This window comes from Actinoalloteichus hoggarensis (assembly GCF_002234535.1).
In the GTDB taxonomy this organism is placed as follows: domain Bacteria; phylum Actinomycetota; class Actinomycetes; order Mycobacteriales; family Pseudonocardiaceae; genus Actinoalloteichus_A; species Actinoalloteichus_A hoggarensis.
On sequence record NZ_CP022521.1, the window covers coordinates 1,957,529 to 1,979,586 of the forward strand.

The 22,058-nt window shown below is 71.3% G+C and carries 21 protein-coding genes and 1 pseudogene; 17 read left to right on the forward strand and 5 right to left on the reverse strand.

Translation table 11 applies throughout. The features are described from left to right. The first annotated feature begins 19 nt into the window (after positions 1–19). On the forward strand, positions 20–1,930 hold the full coding sequence (locus tag AHOG_RS28415) for a hypothetical protein (RefSeq protein ID WP_157736721.1): 1,911 nt from the start codon (positions 20–22) through the stop codon (positions 1,928–1,930). Here the strand turns inward: AHOG_RS28415 and AHOG_RS08695 are convergent. Both AHOG_RS08695 and AHOG_RS08700 read right to left on the reverse strand, forming a co-directional pair. Continuing rightward, the gene (locus tag AHOG_RS08695; protein ID WP_157736722.1) at positions 1,927–2,505 is read right to left on the reverse strand and encodes a ferritin-like domain-containing protein; all 579 of its coding nucleotides are present in this window, start codon (positions 2,503–2,505) and stop codon (positions 1,927–1,929) included. The two genes, AHOG_RS28415 and AHOG_RS08695, sit on opposite strands and share 4 nt — an antisense overlap. Next, entirely contained in the window at positions 2,505–3,056 is a 552-nt protein-coding gene (locus AHOG_RS08700) for a hypothetical protein (RefSeq protein WP_245856653.1), read from the reverse strand. Before AHOG_RS08700 ends, AHOG_RS08695 begins: the two co-directional genes overlap by 1 nt. 302 nt (positions 3,057–3,358) lie before the next feature. On the opposite strand from AHOG_RS08700, the gene rimP reads away from it, so the two are divergent. The 7 genes and pseudogenes from rimP (at position 3,359) to AHOG_RS08735 (ending at position 10,665) form a co-directional block, all read left to right on the forward strand. Further along, positions 3,359–3,943: a ribosome maturation factor RimP gene (gene rimP / locus AHOG_RS29850; RefSeq protein WP_245856926.1), complete on the forward strand. Its 585-nt coding sequence runs from the start codon at positions 3,359–3,361 to the stop codon at positions 3,941–3,943. Then, the gene (gene nusA / locus AHOG_RS08710) at positions 3,940–4,989 is read left to right on the forward strand and encodes a transcription termination factor NusA (protein ID WP_093940891.1); all 1,050 of its coding nucleotides are present in this window, start codon (positions 3,940–3,942) and stop codon (positions 4,987–4,989) included. The genes rimP and nusA overlap by 4 nt, the downstream gene beginning before the upstream one ends. A gap of 33 nt (positions 4,990–5,022) precedes the next feature. Continuing rightward, on the forward strand, positions 5,023–5,307 hold the full coding sequence (locus tag AHOG_RS08715) for a YlxR family protein (protein ID WP_093940892.1): 285 nt from the start codon (positions 5,023–5,025) through the stop codon (positions 5,305–5,307). A gap of 143 nt (positions 5,308–5,450) precedes the next feature. Continuing rightward, positions 5,451–8,552: a translation initiation factor IF-2 gene (gene infB / locus AHOG_RS08720; protein ID WP_093940893.1), complete on the forward strand. Its 3,102-nt coding sequence runs from the start codon at positions 5,451–5,453 to the stop codon at positions 8,550–8,552. Positions 8,553–8,660: 108 nt separating this feature from the next. Beyond that, positions 8,661–8,957 carry a DUF503 domain-containing protein gene (locus AHOG_RS08725; RefSeq protein WP_093944293.1) on the forward strand — a complete coding sequence of 99 codons (297 nt, stop codon included), beginning with the start codon at positions 8,661–8,663 and terminating at the stop codon, positions 8,955–8,957. Positions 8,958–9,029: 72 nt separating this feature from the next. Next, positions 9,030–9,518, forward strand: a pseudogene (gene rbfA / locus AHOG_RS08730) (30S ribosome-binding factor RbfA); the annotation flags it as partial. Positions 9,519–9,894: 376 nt separating this feature from the next. Next, entirely contained in the window at positions 9,895–10,665 is a 771-nt protein-coding gene (locus tag AHOG_RS08735; protein WP_093940895.1) for an SDR family NAD(P)-dependent oxidoreductase, read from the forward strand. A 319-nt stretch (positions 10,666–10,984) separates the two neighbouring features. Here AHOG_RS08735 and map read toward each other — a convergent pair whose 3' ends face one another. After that, positions 10,985–11,755: a type I methionyl aminopeptidase gene (map, locus tag AHOG_RS08740; RefSeq protein WP_093940896.1), complete on the reverse strand. Its 771-nt coding sequence runs from the start codon at positions 11,753–11,755 to the stop codon at positions 10,985–10,987. Positions 11,756–11,821: 66 nt separating this feature from the next. Here map and AHOG_RS08745 point away from each other — a divergent pair, with 66 nt between their 5' ends. Both AHOG_RS08745 and AHOG_RS08750 read left to right on the forward strand, forming a co-directional pair. Further along, positions 11,822–12,124 (forward strand): helix-turn-helix domain-containing protein, encoded by a 303-nt coding sequence (locus AHOG_RS08745; protein ID WP_093940897.1) that lies wholly within the window; start codon positions 11,822–11,824, stop codon positions 12,122–12,124. 197 nt (positions 12,125–12,321) lie between these two features. Continuing rightward, on the forward strand, positions 12,322–13,587 hold the full coding sequence (locus tag AHOG_RS08750; RefSeq protein ID WP_245856928.1) for an MATE family efflux transporter: 1,266 nt from the start codon (positions 12,322–12,324) through the stop codon (positions 13,585–13,587). Positions 13,588–13,660: 73 nt separating this feature from the next. On the opposite strand, the gene AHOG_RS08755 is transcribed toward AHOG_RS08750, so the two are convergent. Beyond that, positions 13,661–14,092 carry a hypothetical protein gene (locus AHOG_RS08755; RefSeq protein WP_245856654.1) on the reverse strand — a complete coding sequence of 144 codons (432 nt, stop codon included), beginning with the start codon at positions 14,090–14,092 and terminating at the stop codon, positions 13,661–13,663. A 340-nt stretch (positions 14,093–14,432) separates the two neighbouring features. On the opposite strand from AHOG_RS08755, the gene AHOG_RS28420 reads away from it, so the two are divergent. After that, positions 14,433–14,579, forward strand: a complete 147-nt coding sequence (locus AHOG_RS28420) for a hypothetical protein (protein ID WP_157736723.1) — start codon at positions 14,433–14,435, stop codon at positions 14,577–14,579. Positions 14,580–14,587: 8 nt separating this feature from the next. Here AHOG_RS28420 and AHOG_RS08760 read toward each other — a convergent pair whose 3' ends face one another. Further along, entirely contained in the window at positions 14,588–15,055 is a 468-nt protein-coding gene (locus tag AHOG_RS08760) for a hypothetical protein (protein WP_093940899.1), read from the reverse strand. 432 nt (positions 15,056–15,487) lie between these two features. Here AHOG_RS08760 and AHOG_RS28425 point away from each other — a divergent pair, with 432 nt between their 5' ends. From AHOG_RS28425 to AHOG_RS08790, 6 genes are all read left to right on the forward strand, one after another. Next, positions 15,488–16,027 (forward strand): hypothetical protein, encoded by a 540-nt coding sequence (locus AHOG_RS28425; protein WP_157736724.1) that lies wholly within the window; start codon positions 15,488–15,490, stop codon positions 16,025–16,027. 1,014 nt (positions 16,028–17,041) lie between these two features. Beyond that, positions 17,042–18,382, forward strand: a complete 1,341-nt coding sequence (locus tag AHOG_RS08770) for an MFS transporter (RefSeq protein ID WP_093940901.1) — start codon at positions 17,042–17,044, stop codon at positions 18,380–18,382. A gap of 249 nt (positions 18,383–18,631) precedes the next feature. Further along, entirely contained in the window at positions 18,632–19,567 is a 936-nt protein-coding gene (gene truB / locus AHOG_RS08775) for a tRNA pseudouridine(55) synthase TruB (RefSeq protein ID WP_093940902.1), read from the forward strand. A 50-nt stretch (positions 19,568–19,617) separates the two neighbouring features. Beyond that, positions 19,618–20,571 carry a bifunctional riboflavin kinase/FAD synthetase gene (locus tag AHOG_RS08780; protein WP_093944295.1) on the forward strand — a complete coding sequence of 318 codons (954 nt, stop codon included), beginning with the start codon at positions 19,618–19,620 and terminating at the stop codon, positions 20,569–20,571. A 160-nt stretch (positions 20,572–20,731) separates the two neighbouring features. Next, the gene (locus AHOG_RS08785) at positions 20,732–21,208 is read left to right on the forward strand and encodes a helix-turn-helix domain-containing protein (RefSeq protein WP_093940903.1); all 477 of its coding nucleotides are present in this window, start codon (positions 20,732–20,734) and stop codon (positions 21,206–21,208) included. Positions 21,209–21,233: 25 nt separating this feature from the next. Further along, positions 21,234–21,770: a 2'-5' RNA ligase family protein gene (locus AHOG_RS08790; protein WP_093940904.1), complete on the forward strand. Its 537-nt coding sequence runs from the start codon at positions 21,234–21,236 to the stop codon at positions 21,768–21,770. Positions 21,771–22,058: the final 288 nt, after the last annotated feature.

Consider the following 22,058-nt stretch of genomic DNA (forward strand, 5'->3'; position numbering starts at 1 on the left):
CACATTACGGTGTGTCCCCATGGCGACCCCGGATCACGCTTCCGACCCGGCCACACGACAGGCGGGCGCGACTCACACCGAGATGACCACGCCCATGCCCGCTGTGTCCGATTCGCCGTGGTCCACGCCGGAGAGCGCAGCTCACGAGGCGGAACAGCCCACCTCCGAGTACTCGGCGCCGAGGCATTCGAGTGCTCGGCACGCCGCCGGAGCGACGGGCGGGTCGACCGATTCGGAACGCGGGGCGGCTCGCGCCGAGCCGTTCGGCGGCGCGGCGGCCGCCGCGCCGTCACCAGAGGACGGTGCGGCTGCGGGCACGACGGCGCAGGCCTATTCCACGGGCGGCCGTCACGGGTTCACCCCGCCCGGTGCGCTCGACGCCCCGGCTGCCTCGGCTTCCACCGCTCAGGCTCCCACCACTCAGGCTTCGACCACTCAGGCCTCGACCACTCAGGGCACCGCCGCATCGGCGTCGGACGTCCAGGCTCCCGCCGCCCAGCAGTCCGATGCCCGGCCCGCCCCGGCCCAGTACGGCGACGCTCAGACCGCCGCCGCACCGAGGTTCGGTCCGCCGACGCCGCCACGGGGCACCGAGCCTTCCGACGACCCGGCCACCGTCGCGCAGGAGCGGCCGGCCGCCACCCCGCCGCCCGGCGTCCCGCTGTCCGCGACGTCGTCGATGCCGCCCACACCGGCGCATCAGTCTCATCCGCAGCACCCGCCTGCGGTCGGGCAGCATCAGCAGCACCCCACGCCGACGCCGGGCCACGGCTATGAGGCGCAGCCTCGGCCGAGCACACCGGCCCCGGGTTTCGCGGCGCACGGGGCGGGTTCGCCGTACGGCCCCGGCACGCCTCAGCCGGGCGGGCAGCCTCCCGGCCCGCCCATGCAGCCGACCCCTGCGGGTGGGATGCCCGTGCAGCAGGCCCATGGCGGCCCCCTCCACGGCACGCCTGCCCACGGGATCGGTGTCCACGGCATGCAGCACCAGCCGGGCCTGCCGTCACAGCCGATGCCGGGTCAGCAACCTGCCCAGACGCCTCCGCCTGCCCAGACGCCTCCACCCGGCACGCCGGTTCCGGGGGGCGTGCCGATGCCGGGCCAGCCGATGCAGGCGGGGACGCCCGCGCCGGGATTCGCCATGCAGGCGGGCGGGCACCCGCCCGGCGGTCACACCCCGCCCAATGCTCACACCCCGCCGGGCGGTCCGGCGCCCGGTCCGGCGAACGGCGCTCCAGCCGGGGCGGGTCAACCTCGGCAGAACCGGCCGGCGGCCGCCGGGCGTCCCCGGGCGAAGGGCACCGAGCCCAAGAACAAGACCGTCGACTATCTGTTGAAGGGCCTGGGTCTGGTCTTGGTCGCGGTGCTCTCCGGCACGATCTACGTGTTGATGCAGCCCCGGCCGGAGTCCGACGGCGGCACCCTCAGCACGGGCGGCGGCGGGCAGACGAGTTCGGCGCCGAGCGAGCCGGCGGAGCCCCTGCCGTACGAGTTCGTGGAGGTGCCCGGCGCCCGACGCGGGTACGAGGGCATCGACTGCGTCGAGCACTCCTACGGAGAGGTGGAGGACTTCCTGGAGGAGAACCGCTGCGCGCGCCTCACGCAGGTGCTGTACACCACCCGGCATGAGGGCGCGGACGTCGTGGTCTCGCTGGTGACGGTGAGCTTCCCCGACGAGCAGACCGCCGAGGAGCTCAACGAGCTCACCACCAGGACGGGCACCGGCAACATCAACGACTTGATGAGGGAGGGCGTTCGAGCGGAGGGCGGTCCCGATTCGCTCCACCCGAACGCTGGTTACCATTCGGAGCGACGCGGGGACACTTTGATCATCTCGGAGTCGGCCTTCTTCGACAAGCGCAGCGACAAGGCGAGCCTGGACGAGATCTGCCGGGAAGCGGTCCGCCAGTTCGACGAGGACTCGAACTAGGCCGAGTCGGGGGAGCCGGGGAAGGACACCGTCAACGGCGTCTGCCCGACGGCTCGTCGCCAACGGAGGGCTCGGACCGCCGCGTCGGTCAGCGCCGCCACCGCGGCGGCTCGCGGCCCCGGCTCCTCGGCGTGCTCCAGCAGAGACCGCCAGACGCCTGCGCAGTCGGACTCGGCGTGGACGAGCATCGCCACCGCCGTCGCGTGATCGACGACCTGTTCGGGAGACTGGTACGCGGCCTCGGTGGGCACCGGGTCGACGCCCTCGGCGCGCAGGGCGTCCTCCAGGTCGTCGCGCCGGACGGTGTGCGTCCGGGTTCCCTCGGCCAGCGCCTCGGCGACCTCCTCATCGAGGAAGGCCGTCGCCAGGTGGTGGGCCCAGACGGCGGCGTGCTCGCCTGCCAGGGCGGCCTGTGCGGCCTCGACGGCTCCGCCGAGGGCGCCGCCCAGTGCGGTCTCGGGAGAGCCGGTCGTCTCGGCGCCCGACGCGGGCGTACCCGAGGTCTCAGGGTCCGAGGCGCCGGCGTCGTCCGGGGCGTCTGCGGCGTGGCGGTGGTCGGAACGGTGGTCGATCATCACAGCACCTCTCCCAGGGTCGTGCAGGACGCGCTGATCGAGCCGGCGAGTCCGGCCCGGTGCCCGCTCAGCAGTGGCGCCAGTTCGGCCGCCTGCGCGGCGGCGTGGCTCAGTGCCTCCTGGAGTCCGCTCCGTGCCGCCTCCGCGTCCGTCGGCGGCTCGACCGGCGGGTCGGGTCGCTGCGAGGTCGACGGTTCGGGCGGCTCCACGGTGACGGCGCGGTCGATCTCCCGGCGCAGCGCGTCGGCGTGCGCGGTGCGATCGGCGGCCATCAGGCCCGCGCCCTCGGCCAGGTCGGGGAAGGCGGCGGCGACCGCGGTGGCCAGCGCGGCATCGGCCTCGGCGGATTCCAGCAGTGGTTCCAGGACGTCGGGCTCCGGAGGCGGTGGCGGGTCGGTGCACGCGGCCAGCAATGGCAGCGTCACCGCACCCAGCAGCGCGGCCAGCAGCACTCGACGGCGCCCGATCGGCCGGGCGGAGAGGGCCGACGACGACCCCGGCGGTGATGAGGAGGACGACGAGGAGGCCCACGGAGTGGTCGGGAAGGTCACGATCGCCCATCCTGCCGGCGTGGCCCGACGCGGCTCTTCGGCAGCCGGGCAGGATCTCGGGCCGGGCCTGCCGCGTCCACGCGATACGCTCTCCCATCACGACCGTCGGTGAACTGGGGCCGGTCGGCGGGCTGTCATGCGCGACGCCGCCGACGGTGCGCCGGCCGCGGTGGTGCGGTCATAGCAGGAACACGCAGCAGTGGACTAGGGAGTCGAGCAGGGTGCCGAGTGGGCAGGACCGCGGATCGCAGGCGCGAGGCGAGGCCGCACGCGCGCGGCGGAGCGGCGGTGCCGAGGCGGCACTGGAGCCGCTGATCAGCAGCGCGCTCGCCCCGCTCGGCGTCGAACTGGATTCGCTGGACGTCGTGCGAGCGGGCAGCAGGCGCGTCGTCAAGGTCGTGGTGGACGCGGAGGACGGCATCGGGCTGGACGAGGTCGCCTCGGCCAGCCGAGCGGTGTCCGCCGCGCTGGACGCCGCGGACGCCGAGCCGCAGGACGGCGGGGAGACGGGGGCGCTCTTCGGCGGCCCCTACACGCTGGAGGTCACCTCGCCGGGGGTCGACAGGCCGTTGACCAGGCCGAGGCACTGGCGGCGAGCACGTCGGCGACTCGTCTCGGCGCGTCTCGTCGCGGGCGGAGAACTGACGGGCCGGGTCGGCGCCTGTGACGAGGAGGGGGTGACCCTGCTCGTCGACCGGACGCTGCGCCGCCTCGCCTATTCCGAGGTGGAGCGCGCGACGGTGGAGATCGAGTTCCGGCCGCCGGCCGAGGAGGATCTGCGGCTGCTCGCCGACGACGAGGCAGGACACGACCGGCAGGCTGCCGGCGTGGAGCAGGACGCGCACGCCGAGGGCGTGCGGTCGAATACGGAGGAGAAGTCGCAGTGAACGTCGACATCGCCGCACTTCGGGCGATCGAGCGGGACAAGGACATCCCCTTCGACACGGTACTCGAGGCCATCGAGAGTGCGCTGCTCACCGCATACCGGCACACCGAGGGACATCATCCGCACGCCAGGATCGACATCGATCGCAAGTCGGGCATGGTGCGGGTGCTGGCCTTCGATCTCGATGCGGAGGGAGCGGTCGCCGAGGAGTGGGACGACACCCCGGAGGGCTTCGGTCGGATCGCGGCGACCACCGCCCGGCAGGTCATCCTTCAGCGTCTCCGTGACGCGGAGCACGAGCGCACCTACGGTGAGTTCGCGGCGAAGGAGGGCGAGATCCTGGCGGGCGTCGTGCAGCGCGACGCCAGGGCGAACGCCCGAGGTATGGTGGTGGTGCAGGTGGGGGAGATCGAGGGTGTGATCCCCCCGGCCGAGCAGGTTCCCACCGAGACCTACACCCACGGCAGCAGGATCAAGTGCTACGTGGTGGGTGTGTCCAGGGGCGCACGGGGGACGCAGGTCACCCTCTCCCGGACACATCCCAACCTGGTGCGGAAGCTGTTCGCGCTGGAGGTTCCCGAGATCGCCGACGGCGTCGTGGAGATCTCCGCGGTGGCACGGGAGTCCGGACATCGATCCAAGATCGCGGTCCACTCGACCGTGTCCGGGGTCAACGCCAAGGGCGCGTGCATCGGCCCGATGGGCGCCCGAGTGCGCAACGTGATGAGCGAGCTGGGTGGCGAGAAGATCGACATCGTCGACTACTCGGACGATCCAGCCGCGTTCGTCGGCAATGCGCTCTCGCCTGCCAAGGTGGTGTCGGTCCACGTCGTGGACGAGCGGGCCAAGACCGCCAGGGTGACCGTCCCCGACTTCCAGCTCTCGCTGGCGATCGGCAAGGAGGGTCAGAACGCCCGGTTGGCCGCCCGGCTCACCGGGTGGCGGATCGACATCCGAAGCGACGCGGAGCCCTCGTCGGCGGCGTCCGAGGCAGCCGGTCGGGGGTCGGATTCCCCAGGTTCTCCGACAGCCGGTTCGGCTGAGTGAGAGGCACGGGTTAAACTTTCATTGGATCACCACATGTCAGCGGTTCCAGAACGCGCTCGTCCGGTCCGGACCTGCGTCGGCTGTCGGTGTCGTGCGGTGGCATCCGAGCTGTTGAGGGTGGTGGCCGCGGCCGAGGCCGTGGTCCCGGACCCCAGGCGAAGACTTTCGGGCAGAGGTGCATGGCTGCACCTCGACTCGAAGTGCCTTCGGCTCGCCGAGCGACGTCGGGCATTCCCCAGGGCGTTGCGCGTACCGGGGCCGCTGGACGTGTCGGCGGTGCGGACGCACCTCGACGTCGCCGAAGGTGTTACAGACTGACGTGGAGCCCTTCCACGTCTGCCGCAAGAGGAAGCAGGTCGACCCGTCATGAAGCAGCCGTGAAGCTGAAGCCATGAACGTGTTTCGACGGTAGGACGAGGTCGTGCGGGACTGCCGCTCGGCCTCACCAGATGAGGAGAGCAGTGGCAGGCAAGGCCCGCGTGCACGAGCTCGCGAAAGAGCTCGGCGTCACGAGCAAGGAAGTACTGACCAAGCTCCAGGACCTCGGCGAGTATGTGAAGTCGGCGTCTTCCACGGTGGAGGCTCCGGTGGCCCGCAGACTGCGGGACGCATTCCCGAAGGGCGACGGAGGACGGTCCCGTCGGGGCGGACCCCGCCCCGAGACATCGGCACGTCCCGGTCCGCCGGCGACGCCGAAGCCCCCGGCAGGCGAGACGGGCGCCGAGCGCCCGTCGGTTCGCCCCAGCCCCGGCATGTTCAAGCCCGGCCCCGCCAAGCCCGGCCCGGCTCGCCCCGCACCGCAGGCCGAGCAGCCGCAGGCTCCGGCGACGCCCACCCCGCCGCCCGCTCCCGCGCAGGAGCGGCCGGCGGCCTCGGCCACCCCGACTCCTCCGAAGGGCCCGTCCACGGGCGGCCCGTCGGGAGCCAGGCCGATGCCCGGCCCGCGCAAGCCCGCGCCCAAGCCGGAGACTCCCGCCCCGCAGCAGCGTGGCCCGGAGCGTCCCGGCGGCAAGCCCGGCGGCGGGGCCAAGCCCGCGCCCGGCCAGTCGGTCGTGCCCCCGAGGCCGCAGTCCCCGAAGCCGGGACCGCGCGCGCCTCGGCCCGGTAACAATCCGTTCGGCGTCGGCGGCGCGGCACCGCGTCCGGCCGGTCCCCGTTCCGGCGGCGGCCCCGGCGGCAGCGGTGGTCCCGGCGGCGGTGCACCTCGTCCCGGTGGCGGTCGTCCCGAGCGGGGCGCCCCGCGCTCCGATCGCAGCGGCGGCCCCTCGGGCGGCGGCGCTCGTCCAGCGGGCCCCGGTGGCAGCGGTGGCGGCGGCGGCTCCCGGCCCAATCCGGGCATGATGCCGCCTCGGCCCAACCCCGGCATGATGCCCTCGGGTCGACCCAGCGGTGGTCCCGGCGGCGGCGGACGTCCCGGCGGCGGCGGTCGCCCGGGCGGCGGGGGTCGTCCCGGCGGACCGGGCGGCGGCGGTCGTCCCGGTGGCGGCGGCGGTGGCGGCGGTTACCGAGGCGGCGGTGGCGGCGGTGGCGGCGGCTACCGTGGCGGCCCCGGTGGTGGCGGCGGCGCCCCCGGCGCGGGCGCTCCTCCGGCAGGCGGCTTCCGAGGTCGTCCCGGCGGCGGTGGCAACCGAGGCCGTGGCGGTGCGGCGGGCGCGTTCGGTCGTCCCGGCGGCCCGGCGCGACGTGGCCGTAAGTCGAAGCGGCAGAAGCGCCAGGAGTTCGACAACATGCAGGCCCCCTCGGTCGGCGGCGTCCGCCTGCCCAGGGGCAACGGCGAGACGGTTCGTCTCCCGCGTGGCGCCTCGCTGACCGACTTCGCCGAGAAGATCAACGCCAACCCGGCCGCGATGGTCCAGGCGATGTTCCACCTCGGCGAGATGGTGACCGCGACCCAGTCGGTGTCCGACGAGATCCTGGGCCTGCTCGGCCAGGAGATGAACTACACGATCCAGGTCGTGAGCCCGGAGGAGGAGGACCGCGAGCTCCTCGACACCTTCGACATCACCTACGGCGAGGACGCGGGCGACGAGGACGACCTCGAGTTCCGGCCGCCGGTGGTGACCGTCATGGGTCACGTCGACCACGGTAAGACGCGACTGCTGGACACGATCCGTAAGACCAACGTCCAAGAGGGCGAGGCAGGCGGCATCACCCAGCACATCGGCGCCTACCAGGTCGTCACCGAGGTGGGTGAGCAGGAGCGCCTGATCACCTTCATCGACACGCCGGGTCACGAGGCGTTCACCGCCATGCGGGCCCGTGGTGCGAACTCCACGGACATCGCGGTGATCGTGGTCGCCGCCGACGACGGCGTCATGCCGCAGACGGTGGAGGCCATCAACCACGCGCAGGCCGCGAGCGTGCCGGTCGTGGTGGCGGTCAACAAGATCGACAAGCAGGGCGCCAACCCGCAGCGCATCCGCCAGCAGCTCACCGACTACGGGCTGATCGCGGAGGAGTACGGCGGCGACACGATGTTCGTCGACATCTCGGCGCGCCAGGGCACCAACATCGACGCACTGCTGGAGGCCATCGTGCTGACGGCGGACGCGACGCTGGACCTGCGGGCGAACCCGAAGATGGAGGCGCAGGGCGTCGCGATCGAGGCGCACCTGGACCGTGGCCGGGGCCCGGTGGCGACCGTGCTGGTTCAGCGCGGAACCCTGCGGGTCGGCGATTCGATCGTCGCGGGCGACGCCTACGGGCGTGTCCGCCGGATGGTGGACGAGTTCAACGAGGACATCATCGAGGCGACTCCGTCGCGTCCGGTGCAGGTCATCGGTTTCACGTCGGTGCCGGGTGCGGGTGACACCTTCCTGGTGGTCGACGAGGACCGGGTGGCTCGGCAGATCGCCGACCGCAGGCAGGCTCGGATGCGCAACGCGCAGTTCGCCTCGCGTCGCAAGCGGGTCAGCCTGGAGGACCTGGACAAGGCCCTCAAGGAGACCAGCCAGCTCAACCTGATCATCAAGGGCGACAACTCGGGTACCGTCGAGGCTCTCGAGGCCGCGCTGTTGAAGATCGACGTGGGCGAGGAGGTCGAGCTGCGGGTCATCGACCGGGGCGTCGGCGGCATCACCAAGGCCAATGTCGACCTCGCGATCGCCTCCGACGCCATCATCCTGGGCTTCAACGTCCGGGCTGAGGGCAAGGTGGTCGACCAGGCCGCGCACGAGGGCATCGACATCCGGTACTACTCGGTCATCTACCGGGCGATCGAGGAGATCGAGCAGGCCCTGACGGGAATGCTCAAGCCCGAGTACGAAGAGGTCGAGCTGGGCCGCGCCGAGATCCGCGAGGTCTTCAAGTCCTCGAAGATCGGCACGATCGCCGGTTGCATGGTGACCGGTGGCGAGGTGCGACGCCGGAGCAAGGCGCGTCTGCTGCGGGACAACGTGGTCGTCGCGGAGAACCTCGGCGTTGCGACGCTGCGGCGCTTCAAGGACGACGTCACCGAGGTCCGCGAGGGCTTCGAGTGTGGTCTGACGCTCGGTTCCTACGCCGACCTGCGGGTCGGTGACGTGATCGAGACGTACGAGATGCGCGAGAAGAAGCGCTCCTGAGACGAGTCCTCGGTGGGCAGGCCCTTCAGCAGGGCCTGCCCACCGAGTTCGTCCCCGCCCGCCTGTCCGGCGGGCGGGCCATGACGATCAACTCATCTGGTGATGCCGGTGTACGTCGGTGCCCTCGAACTCGACCTGTTACTGGGCGATGTTCATTCGTTGAAGCAGAAGCGGTCGGTGGTCCGGCCGGTCATCGCGGAACTGCGTAAGCGTTTCGAGGTGTCCGTGGCCGAGAGCGGCCATCTGGATCTGCATCGTCGATCGTTGATCGGGGTCGCGGTGGTGGCGCCCGACTCAGGGCATGTCCGCACGGTGCTCGACGCCTGTGAGCGGACGGTGGCCGGGCGCCCCGAGATCGAACTGCTCTCGGCCCGCACTCGCGTGATCGGGCCCGAGGACGAATAGCGAACCACCCGCCGAGCAGGTTTCACACCTCTCGGCGGCCTGGCTGAATTCTAGTGATCAAGGAGGAGCGTCGTGGCCGATGTGGCCCGCGCCCGCAGGCTTGCCAAGCGGATCGCCCAGATCGTGGCGTCCGCGATGGAACGTGAGGTCAAGGACCCGAGGTTGGCGAGGGTGACGATCACCGACGCCAAGGTCACGGCGGATCTGCGGGACGCCACCCTGTACTACACCGTGATCGGCGAGAGCGTCGACGCACCGCCGGACGTGGCCTCGGCCGCCGCGGCGTTGGACAGCGCCAAGGGAGTGCTGCGCAGCCTGGTCGGACAGCAGACGGGGATCCGGTTCACGCCGACCCTGACCTTCGTCGCCGACACCGTCCCCGAGGCGGCCAAGAGCATGGACGAGCTGCTGGCCAGGGCGCGGGAGGCCGATGCGGAGGTGGCGCGACTCGCATCGGGCGCGACCTTCGCCGGGGAGGCCGATCCGTACAAGTCGACGGAGATGGACGACGAGGAGGAGGATCTCCGCGACGCCGACTCGGAGGCCGCCGACTCCGAGGACGCCGGTTCGAAGAAGACCGAGGCCGTCGACACCGAGAAGCCCGAGGACGCCGGGTCCGCCGCGGATTCGGTGGACACCGCGAAGGACGGCGTCACCGGACCGGGAGGCTCGACCGACGCCGAGCGCTGAGGACCGCTGTGCCGGGCGCCGTCGTCCGGGGTCGGCTCGCCGGCTCGATCGACGCGGGCCGCCCGGCCGCGAGCCCGGTGTCGAGACGGTCTTCGGCGTCGCGCCGTCGGACGACGGCCGCGTGGCGACTGCGTGCGTCCGTCGTCGGGCCCGGGGCATGGGTCACGGGCCTTCAGCCGTCATCGCCGCTGGTGGGCGCCGCGTTCGGCTCTGCGGGATGCGCGGGCCGGAACTAGCATCAGCCACCATGACGTTTCCTGTTCTCGAAGGAAAGACCGCGATCGTCACGGGTGCCGCGAAGGGGATGGGCGCCGCGACGGCGCTGCTCTTCGCCGAGGCCGGGGCCAAGGTGGTCGTCGCCGATCTGGACGAGGAGTCGGGACGGCGGGTGGCCACCGAGATCGAGGCCGCGGGCGGCACCGCGTTCTTCCACCGGGCCGACATCGCGTCGGCGGCCGACGTCGAGGCCATGGTGGCCGCGACCGTCGAGCGCTTCGGACGGCTGGACGTCGCGATCAACAACGCCGCGTTGACGCCGGACGACAAGCCGCTCGACGAACTGGACGAGACGTCCTGGAATCGGCTGATCGCGGTCGACCTCACGGGCACCGCGCTGTGCCTGAAGTACGAACTGCGTCAGCTGCTCGCGCAGGGCGGCGGCGGCTCGATCGTCAACATCTCCTCGGTCAGCGGGTTCCGACCGCAGCCGAACAATGCGGCCTACGTCGCGGCCAAGCACGGTGTCGTCGGCCTCACCAAGGTCGCGGCGATGGAGAACGGGGGCCGGGGCATCCGGGTGAACTCGGTGGCGCCCGGCGCCGTCGACACGCCGATGCTGCGGGGTGCCCTCGAACAGTTCGGCTTCGACGAGCACGAGTACGCCAAGCAGCTCAGCCTGTTGGAGCGTTTCGGTGAGGCCAGGGAGATCGCCCAGGCGAGCTTGTGGCTGGCCTCGGATCTGTCCTCGTACGTCACCGGCACGACCCTGCATGTGGACGCCGGTTACACGAGCCGTTGAGCCGCGGCCTGCCCGCCCTCGGGTGCCGCCGCCGCGTCCGCTCGGTGCCGGCTTCTCGGGCGCTCGTCCTTCGGGGCGTCCTTTTCACGACAGGTCCGGTCGCCGCCCAGCTCGGTGCTCGACGACGAGTTCGCGCCGCGGCGGGTGCGGCGCCGAGCTCCCGATGGCAGGCCTGTCCGGGCCGCGCCTGCCGTCGTGCCCGTAACAGCGGTCCGCCGGTCCGCCCGACCGCGGTCGTCGATCTCGTCGGGATGCGGTGACCGGGGCACGGCGCCTGAGGAACGGAGTCTCCGTCGCCGAGCGCGTCGCCGATCGATCGCTAGCTGGTCAGGGTGAGGATCTCGGCGCCGTCGTCGGTGATCGCGATGGTGTGCTCGCTGTGCGCCGTCCGGCATCCGGTGGCGCTGCGCAGCGTCCAGCCGTCGGCGTCGGTGACGAGTTCGGCGGTGTCGGCCATGACCCACGGCTCCAAGGCCAGCAGCAGTCCGGGCCGCAGCTTGTAGCCTCGGCCGGGCCGTCCGGTGTTGGGGATGTGCGGGTCCTGGTGCATCGTCGACCCGATGCCGTGTCCGCCGAACTCGACGTTGATCGCGTAGCCCGCCGAGCTGAGGACGGAGCCGATGGCGTAGGAGAGGTCGCCGATGCGTGCCCCGGGCCCGGCCGCCGCGATGCCCGCCCGCAGGGCCCGTTCGGTGACCTCGATCAGCGCGAGGCTCTCCGAGGGCCGCGAGTCGCCCACGATGAAGCTGATGGCGGCGTCCGCGGCGAAGCCCTTCTGAGAGACGGCGAGGTCGAGTGTCAGCAGGTCGCCGTCGGCGAGTGTGTAGTCGTGAGGCCGTCCGTGGAGCACGGCATCGTTGACGGCGGTGCAGATGTAGTGTCCGAACGGCCCGCGTCCGAAGGACGGCGCGTAGTCGACATAGCAGGAGACCGCGCCCGCCTCGAGGATCATGTCCTTGGTCCATCGGTCGATGTCGAGCAGATTCGTCCCCACGGTGCTGCGGCTCTTCATGGTCTGGAGGATGTGGGCGACCAGGGCGCCTGCCTCCTTCGCGCTGGCCAGTTCGGCGGGGTTCAGGATCTCGACCATGGGGTGCCTTCCTCGGTGGACCAATAACTATCCCGGTCATGTTATACCGGGACTAGAATTGGTCTCATGGTCAGGCTGCCACTCACCCCCGCCGAGGTCGAGCGCGGACAGCGCCTCGGCGCCCTCCTGCGCCGCGCCAGGGGAGACCGCTCGATGCTGGAGACCGCGCTCGCGGCCCGCGTCTCGCCGGAGACGCTCCGCAAGATCGAGTCCGGCCGGGTCGCGACCCCGGCCTTCTCGACCATCGCGGCGATCGCCGACGTGCTCGGTCTCTCACTCGACACCGTGTGGACGGAGATCAACCAGCCGGAGCGCGCGGCGGTGCCGGTCGGCTCCGGCCGTCACAACCGGGAGCGGCTGACCTCCTGACGGCGCCGGCCATCGCACGACAGAGCGTCGACCATCGTTCGGCTCGCCGTCGACGTCGTGGTGGAGGCATCTAGGGTGTGCTGGGCCGTGAGCGGCTCGCAGTTCGTCGTCTGGCAGCCGTGAGGTGGTCCGTGTCCGAGGCAGCGCCCGAATCGTCACCGGCGGCACAGCGGGTCCGGCCGAAGGAGTTCCTCCGGCTGGCGGTGCCCGCGCTGGGCGTGCTCGCCGCCGAGCCGCTGTATCTGCTGGTGGACACCGCCGTCGTCGGCCATCTCGGCGCGGTGCCGCTGGCGGGCCTCGCCGTCGGCGGCGTGGTGCTCGCCCAGATCTCCACCCAGCTCACCTTCCTGTCCTACGGCACGACCGCGCGGGCCGCACGGCTGCACGGCGCGGGACGCCGAGACGAGGCCGTCGCCGAGGGCGTGCAGGCCACCTGGCTGGCGTTGGCGGTCGGGGCGGTGCTGCTCGTCCTCGGACAACTGTCGGCCGGGCCGATCGCCAGAGCCCTGGCCGGTCCGGGAGAGGTCGCCGACGCGGCCACGTCATGGCTGCGCATCGCGCTGTTCGGAGCGCCGCTCATCCTCGTCACGATGGCGGGCAACGGGTGGATGCGCGGCATCCAGGACACCATGCGGCCGCTGCGTTACGTGCTGATCGGCAACGGCATCTCCGCCGTGCTGTGCCCGATCATGGTGCACGGGCTCGGCTGGGGCCTGGAGGGCTCGGCCATCGCCAATGTCGTCGCCCAGTCGTTGTCCGCGCTGTTGTTCTTCCGATCGCTGCTGGTGGAGAAGATCGCGCTGCGTCCGGTGCCCGCGCGGATGATCGCTCAACTCAAGCTGGGCCGGGATCTGGTGCTGCGCAGCCTGGCGTTCCAGGCCTGCTTCGTCTCGGCGGCGGCCGTGGCGGCCCGCCACTCCGTCGGCGCCGCGGGCGCGCATCAGATCGTCCTCCAGCTCTGGACGTTCCTGTCGCTGGTGCTGGACTCGCTGGCCATCGCCGCACAGGCGCTCGTGGGCGCGGCGCTCGGCCGAGGCGACCGCAGGCAGGCTCGCGGGCTCGCCTGGCAGGTCGCCCGCTACGGGCTGCTGTTCGGCCTGGCGCTGGGTGTGGTCTTCGCCTCGGTGTCCGACGTGCTGCCTCGCGTCTTCACCCCGGATGCCGTGGTGCTGGCGGAGGTGCCCGCCGCCTGGTGGTTCTTCGTGGCACTCCAGCCGATAGCGGGCGTGGTGTTCGCGCTCGACGGCGTGCTGCTCGGCGCGGGTGACGCCGCGTTCCTGCGGACCGCGACCCTGCTCGCCGCCGTCGTCGGCTTCCTGCCGTTGATCTTCCTGTCGATGTTCCTCGGCTGGGGCCTCGCGGGCATCTGGACCGGGCTGGCCGCGTTCATGGTGCTCCGCCTGCTCGCGGTGCTGCTGCGTACCCGCTCCGGCAGTTGGGCCGTCGTGGGCGCGGTGCGGTGACGGAGTGGTGCTCGGCGGGCCGAACGTGAGATCGGCCCGCCGAGCACCTACTGGGTACCACCGGAATCAGCGGTCAGCAGCCTCGACGGTAGCTGTCGATATGGTGGCGGCGGCCGTCGACGACGATCTCGCCCACAGCGCGGACACAACGATCGGCGGTGCCGGGAACTCCTACCGGGCCTGCGTAGTAGCTGAAGTTTCCGCTGTCCACATCGGCAGGGAAGTCACGGGTGCATCCCGGTGCGCCTGCACCTACGGTCTCCAGACACCGTTCGATCCGAACTGCGGTCGGTGCGGCTACTCCGTACATCTTGCCTAGATGGTAGAAGCATGCGCTGTTGGTCCCGCCGTCGGACGATTTATAGTAGATGACCAGCTCGCCGAGTCCGTTGGCGAGCCGTTCGGAGTACGTGACCCAACCCGAGCATTCTGGCGATCTGATGGATGGATCCCCCTTCGGCACTGCGAGAGAGACACCGCCCATGGTCGACAGCAGGCCGACCACGGCCAGTAATGAACAGACGAATCTCGCAATTCTTCGCATTTCCCCCTCGATCTCCTGATCGGCTCCGAACGACCTGCGGAGTCTTTCGGTATCCGATGCATGATGGCGTGCTGCCGCTCGTGCCATGGCCTACTGTGCGGGGTACCGACTTCGGTGTCTGCTCATTCGACGGGAATGGTCCGATCGGCTTGTGTGATGCGTATCAGTGGCGGAGTCTGACCACGTCTGTACGGGCGCGGCGGATCTCGCCTGCCGGGGCGGTGCTTCCGACGCGATGCGGCGGTGGTGGTCGGGTCATGGGCGGGCCGAGTCTCCCGGTGGCGGCGGGCTGGTCGCGTGCATGGAGACGCTGCACGTGACGGCCGGTCTGCTCCCGACCGACCGGCGCGGACGGTCGGACCGCGGCGGCGGGTACGGCATCGCGCTCACGACGCGAAACGCCCGGAAGGCCGATGGCGAGGCCTTCCGGGCGTTCCCGGCGCGCTGAAAAAGAGGTCAGCAGCCCTGCCGCTTGCTGTCGAAGATGTAGTTCCTCGGTCCGACGGCGACGTGTCCGAGGGCACGCACGCAACGATTGGCCGTGCCGGTGACGCCGACCGGGCCCGCGTAGTACAGGAAGTTGCCCGAGTCCTTCGGCGAGGCCTTGTCGGCGGTGCACGGCTGGCCCTCGCCGCTGCTCTGGGTGCAGCGCCAGATCTGGACGTCGGTGGGCGCGGCGACCCCGTAGTTGCTCCCGTTGTGGTACATGCAGGCGCTGTTGGTGCCGCCGTTGGAGCTGTTGTAGTAGATCACCAGCCTGCCGATGTTCGGCCTCGTCTCGGAGTACGTGACGTGACCCGAGCAGGAGACCGCCGCGGTCGACGGTCCGTCGCTCACCGGAGCGGCGGCCGCGACCCCGCCGGTGGTGAAGAGCAGGCCGACCACGGCCAGCATCGAGCACAATGACTTGACGATTCTGCGCATTTCCCCTCAGATCTCGTGAAGCGGCGCAGCGATCTCCAGGCCCCCCGGCCTCCACGTGGACATGACGTGCCCGCTGCGTCGCGGGACAGATGGTCACTCGCCGCTACATCCGGAGTAAAGCCGGTTCGCGTCGAAGCCTCCTGAAGGTCGTATCGGCAGGTCCGAGTGGTGTAGCGCCCGATGGGCTGAACGGCCCCGGCCTTCGTCAGGCAGTACGGGCTCGACACCGCAGGCGGACTCGATCGCTGATCGAGAACGCGCAGGCGTGATGATCAACTCGAAGAACGTCACTCGGACCGCCAGACTGCCGGACGGTCGGATCGTCTGGGTGGAAGGGCGAAACAAGAAGGGCGGCCGGGAGCATGTTCTGGATGATGACCGGATCGAACGGTTCGGAACGATGGGGGTGTCTAGGGAGACATCATTCCGCTGGTGTTCGCTGCACTCGAGCATGGAAAAAGTGTCGGGCATAGTGGCATCGATCGCACGGTGTATGAAGTAGTGTTCAAGGGCGAGAGGCGTCGTATTGCCATTACTGTCCGTCGGTCTGGTTTGATGGTCGGCGCGCATCCGATCTCGATCAGACGAGAAGTTCGACCGCGCCTTCATGGGAGTGGATGTGTCTCGTTCTATTGTGGTGTCGTTGCTGGTCGGTTGAAGGGGGAGGGTCCGTTCTACCGTCACGGAGCTGATCCCGAGGAGTATGGTCATTCGATTGAGGAGGCGGCGGAGAGCTTGAGTTGCCCTGACCTCGTTGACGAGATCAGGGATCGGGATGCCGAGTATCAGGCGACGTATGACCCTGACGGTTACGTGTGGTCGAAGTCGGGGTTTGATGCACCGGAACTCGAGGAGGCGTGGTGGGAGCACGGAAAGGTGTCGGCCGCGCGGAACCAGCAGGAGTCGCCCGTGGTGGCGGGTGTGGATTATCGGGCGGAAGGCGCGATCGACAAGGGGACGTGCATGTTCTGAGGCCCGACGGACCGTGTCCTTCGTCGCCATCCGAGTCTTGGATGGCGAGGAACGAACCGTCTCCATCGGCGTCGCCCCCGATCGGCGGTCGGGCACGAGTGTTCCCGCTGCCGCCTCGGCGCTCGACCCGGGGATGCGCCACGGGCCGGCGAACGGGGGGCAGGCGCGGCCGCGAACGCCGCCGACGCATCGGGGATGTGGTCGTCTGCCGCGGGCGACATGACTCCGAGCGCCGCCGCCTCGGAGCGCCGTCAGGGTGCTCACCCGCGTTCCGGCGGCTCGTCGCGGAGCGCACTCCGGACCGGGATGCGTCATCGTCGCCGGCTGCCCGGCGGGGCAGGGCGCCGATACGTCTTCGGGCCGACGTCGTGTGTCGATCGGGCAGACATCGGCCGCCTCTTCGGCCATGCCGTGACCGGCCCGGGCCATCGCGGCCGCCGGGCGGCCGGCGCCACGCCGCCGGACTTCGTCCCGGGCCGCCCGACGGCGGACGTGATCGGGTTCTTCGGGGCGCTCGTGCGGCCAGTGGGGCACGTTGTCGCGTCACCGCCCGGGGACGTTCGCAGTGGCGGCCGGGCGCCTCTCATCGCCGTCGCGAACGTCTCGGTCGCCCGCCCCGGACCTCCACCGTCCGCCCCTGATGTAGACCGAATCGTGATCTTTCGGGTGTGCCGGGCGTGTCGTATCAGCGGTCGCGGCTCGTCTCGACGTCGGTCGAGCACGGCGGGCCTGCGCCGGATCGCGGCTGCGGCGTCCGCGCCGGAGCGATGGGGAAGACGGGTGCCACGGCGAACCGTCGTGCCTGCCCACAGCGCCGCCGTCCGCCGCCCCGGCTCTGATCGGCGACGGCCGGGGGTCGCCGCGAGCCTCGGTGTCCACCACACCGCTCACCGGCGGCCCGTGGATGGCTTGCGGGCGAAGTGTTGATGTCGAGGAACGACTGGGTCACATTCCGGTAGCGAATTCGATCGGCGCGGCCATACACCAGGTGAGGCAACAATCTGGAGGAACACCGTGTCATCCCAACGCCACGCGCGCCGAGCGTGGTTGATCTGGACCTTCGCCGTCATCGTCTATCTCGCCGCCGTATTCCACCGCGGTTCCCTCGGCGTCGCGGGAACCCTGGCCTCTGAGCGCTTCGCCATCGGCCCCGCCGCTCTCGGGGTCTTCACCGTCGTCCAGGTCGGCGTCTACGCCGCCATGCAGATCCCCACCGGACTGCTCGTCGACCGGTTCGGCCCACGCCGCGTGCTCACCGCCGCCGCCGTGCTCCTCGGCGTGGGACAACTCCTGTTCGCCCTCGTCGACTCGTACCCGGCCGCACTCGCCGCCCGTGTGACCGTCGGAGTCGGAGACGCGCTCACCTGGGTGAGCATCCTGCGGCTGGTCGCCGCACACTTCAGCTCCCGCCGCTATGCCCTCGTCGCCTCGATCTCCAGCGCGCTGGGCGCTCTCGGCGGCGTGCTCGCCACCGTTCCGCTCGGTCTGGCCCTGACGAACGTGGGCTGGACGCCGACCTTCGCGATCGTCGGACTCCTCACCGCCTCCTACGCCGTCATCGCGGGTCGCTTCGTCCGTGACACCCCTCCCGTGGCCGTCGAGCCGCCGCAGGCCTCGTCGGCCCCGACGGGCCTGCGCGAGGTGCTGAGCCGGGTCCCGGCCGTGTGGCGGGTGCCCGGCACCCGTCTGGCGTTCTGGGTGCACTTCTCCACGATGTTCCTGCCCGGTGTGCTGGGGCTTCTCTGGGGCTTCCCGTATCTGGTCGACGGCATCGGCGTCTCGCCGGGGACGGCTGGCGTCCTGGTCGGGCTGCTGGTCTTCGGCGGTGTCTTCGCGGGGCCGCTGGTCGGTGCCCTGATCGGCCACCGGCCCACCTGCCGGATGCCGCTGGTGATCGGCTATCTGCTCGCCACCGTCAGCGCGTTGACCATGCTGCTGGCCTGGCCCGGCGACGGTCCGCCGCTGCTGCTGGTGACCGTGGCGTTCGTGGTCTTCGCCTGCGGCGGCCCCGCGTCCTCGGTGGCCTTCGCCCTGGTGCGGGACTACAACAGCCTCACCGAGGTGGGCACCGCCACCGGAGTCGCCAACGTCGGCGGGCATCTGGCCACCGCCTTCTCCGCGCTGCTGATCGGGCTGCTGCTCGACGCGACGGCCGTCGACGGCACCGGCTCGTTCCGGATCGCCTTCCTCGGCGTCGGCGCCCTGCTGCTGTTCGGGCTGTCGCGCACCCTCGTCTGGTGGCGACGGGCCCGCGCCGTGGTGCTGGCCGCCGACGCCCGAGGCGAATCGGTGCCGGTGCGGCTGCGTCACCAGCGTTGGGACCTGCGGCAGGCGCCGGTGCCCGCTCGCGTCTGAGCAGGCGGCCGACGCCGTCCGCCCGAGACTTGGTGTCTGCCCCGCACTCCCGTCGGGAATCGCCACGGCGGTCCTCTCCGGATCCCGGACCCGAGCGGCCGGGATCCACCGGGGCGGGTCCCACCGGAGGGCGGGGAGCACCGGGCCGCGGCTCTCCGACCCGCCGCGGTCCGGCCGCCACGGCCGGGTCGACAGCGCCGCTCACCCGGCGGGCGGGGCGCTCCGAGGCGTGCGGCAGGATGTCACCCCGTGTCCGGACCGACTCGCAAGCCCCGTGCCTCCCGCCCCCCGGTGCCGCCCGGCCTCGTCGTCGTCGACAAGGAGAGCGGCATGACCTCGCACGACGTGGTCGCCGTGGCCCGCCGAATACTCGGAACCCGCAAGATCGGGCACGCGGGCACGCTCGATCCGATGGCCACCGGAGTGCTGGTCCTCGGCGTGGAGCGGGCGACGAAGCTTCTCGGTCACCTGGCGCTGGACACCAAGGCCTACCTGGCGACGATTCGGCTCGGCTCCGCCACCACCACCGACGACGCCGAGGGCGCGGTGCTCTCCACCGCCGACGCGAGCGGGATCGGCGAATCCGACGTGCGCGCTGCCATCGCACCGCTGGTGGGCGACATCCAACAGCGCCCCAGCGCCGTCAGCGCCGTCAAGGTCGACGGCAAGCGTGCCTACGCGCGTGTCCGGGCGGGCGAAGAGGTCGAACTGCCGCCCCGGCCGGTCACCGTCGCCCGGTTCGACGTGCTGGCCCAGCGCACCGAGGGCGAGTACGTCGATCTGGACGTCCTCGTCGAATGCTCCTCCGGCACCTACGTCCGCGCACTGGCCCGTGATCTGGGCGCCTCGCTCGGCGTCGGCGGCCACCTGGCCGCGTTGCGCCGGACGCGCGTCGGCCCGTTCGGCATCGGCGCCGCCAAGACCCTGGCCCGGCTTGAGGAGAAGCCCGAACTCTCACTCGGGTTGGCCGACGCCGTCGCCGCGGCCTTCCCACGACGCGATCTCGATCACGCCGAGGCCTCGGCGCTCGCCCACGGCGGCAGGCTGCCGCTCGCGGGCATCACGGGCGCCTACGGGGCATTCGACCCGGCCGGCCGGCTGATCGCGCTGGTCAGCGAGAAGAACGGCCAGGCGACGTCGCTGGTGGTGTTCGCGCCCGCGGGGGCGGCCGCCGACGCCCGCTGACCCTCCGGCACGCACCCGGTCCGGCCCTCGGACGACGTAGGGTGCTCTCCATGCAACGCTGGCGCGGTCTGGACGCCGTTCCCACGAACTGGGGTCGGTGCGTGGTCACCATCGGGATCTTCGACGGAGTGCACCGAGGTCATCGACAGCTCATCGCCTCCGCGGTCCGGCGAGCGCGTGAGCTCGAACTGCCGTGCGTCCTGCTGACCTTCGACCCGCACCCCTCCGAGGTGGTGCGGCCGGGCAGCCATCCTGCGCAGCTCAGCACCCTGCGGCGGCGGGCCGAGTTGGTCGAGGAACTCGGCGTCGACGTGTTCTGCGTGCTGCCCTTCACCTCGGAGGTCGCCAAGACCCCGCCGGACGCCTTCGTGCACGAGGTACTCGTGGAGCGGTTGCACGCCGCGGCCGTGGTGGTGGGGGAGAACTTCACCTTCGGCCACCGCGCCGCGGGCGACGTGGCGCTGCTGCGCACCCTCGGTCGGCGATTCGGCTTCGTCGCCGAGGGCACGCACCTGCTGGCCGAGAACGAGCTGACCTACTCCTCGACCTACATCCGTTCCTGCCTCTCGGCGGGTGACGTCGCGGCGGCGGCCGAGGCGCTCGGGCGACCCTACCGGCTGGAGGGCATCGTCATCCGGGGCGACGGCCGAGGTCGGGAACTGGGCTTCCCCACGGCGAACCTCTCCACGCACCGGTATGCCGCCGTGCCGGGAGACGGCGTCTACGCCTGTCGATTCGTGGTGCGCTCCCACGACGGAGCACAGGAGCGGCGCGTTCTTCCCGCCGCCGTGTCGGTGGGGACGAACCCGACGTTCTCCGGCGAGGAACGTCGCGTCGAGGCCTACGTGCTCGATGTGAACGAGGACTTCTACGGCGAGCACGTCGAGCTGGACTTCGTCGCCAAGCTGCGGAACATGGAGCGCTACGCCGAGGTGCAGGCGCTGATCGATCAGATGAACGTGGACGTGCGGCGAACGCGAGAGATCCTCACGGGGCGCGCGTGACGGAAGGGCACCGTCGACGTACGTGATTACCGTCGGTTCCGGTCCGCCATGCCTGGATGACCTGGCAGGATGGCCGGACCACTCGCCGAAGAAGGACATCGGCGTCGCCGCCGTCGCGTGGTGTGGGCATGAAGAGCGACGACTCAGCCGAGGAGCTGATGTGGAGGAGCAGAAGATCGTGCAGCGCAACCTGGCGTTGCAGCGAGAGTGGTACGGAGAGCCGCTCGGCGACCGGGTGCGCAGGCTGGTGGTCGCATACCGGATCTCGCAGGCTCAGCTCGCCGACGTACTCGGCATCAGCGCCCCGATGCTCAGCCAGGTCATGAGCGGCAGGCGGGCCAAGATCGGCAACCCCTCCGTGCTCGCCCGCCTGGTCATGCTGGAGCGCCGGGCCCTGGCCCGAGACGTCATCGCAGGCGACCGCGAGGCCATCCAACGCGCCCTCGACGAGGTGCGCAACTCCCGCCCCACCGTGGCCAGAGGCGAGCTGCCGATCAACGAGGGCAACCACGCCGACATCGTCGCGCAGGTGCTCGGGCAGGCTGCCAGCTTCGACGAGCTGATCGAGGCCGCCGAGCTGATCGAGGGCAGACTGCCCAAGCTGGCGCGCGTGCTGCGCGACGCCGCACGGGACTGACGGCACGGACAGGGCGCCCGGCGACATGCGGCTGTTCACCACGTTGTGGCCCACGTCCGCCGTCGTCGACGATCTGCGCGCGACGCTCACCAGGATTCGTGACCGGCGACCGGGCATCGCCGGTCCGGGCCTGCGCTTCGGCCCCGAGACGGAGTGGCACGTCACCCTGGCCTTCCACGGCGAGGACGTGGATTCCGCGCCCGTCGCCGACCGGCTGCGCGCCCTGATGACGGGGCTGACCTCTCCCCGGCTGCGCATCGCCGGCGCGGGCACCTTCGCGAAGGTCCTGTGGGCACGTGTCGTTCCGGAGGACGACGCGGCCGCCGCCGCGTTGACGGCGTTGGTGAGCGCGGCGGGCGGCGATCCGGCCGACTATCAGGCGCATCTGACACTGGCACGCTGGCGACCGCCCGCCGACGAGCCGAAGGCGTTGACGGCGGCGCTCGCCGACTACGTCGGACCGAGCTGGCGGCCTGCTGAGGCGTCGCTCGTCGAGAGCGGGTCGATCGTCGCCGAGGGCTCCCGCTTCCGCCGGGTGCTCGACGTCGCGTTGACGCGGTGACCGGACGTCCCGTCACCGTGGGTCTCGGCACCGGGTGCTCGTCTCAGGGTGTCCCGTCTCGGGCGGCCCGTACCGGCGGCCGTCGTCCTGTCTCGGCGCGTCGATGGTCGGCGAGTGTCCGCCCGCCCCGCCGCAGAGGGGTGCGCTGCCGGCCGTGAGGCGGAGAGGGCACGGAGACGAGGGCCTGCGGACACGGCGCCGGGCGAGGCGGTGAGGCGGGCCGAGCGGGTCGGATCGCGTCGGACGGCCGGGCATCGGCTGGTCGGCGGGTGGAGACGGTCCGGCCGC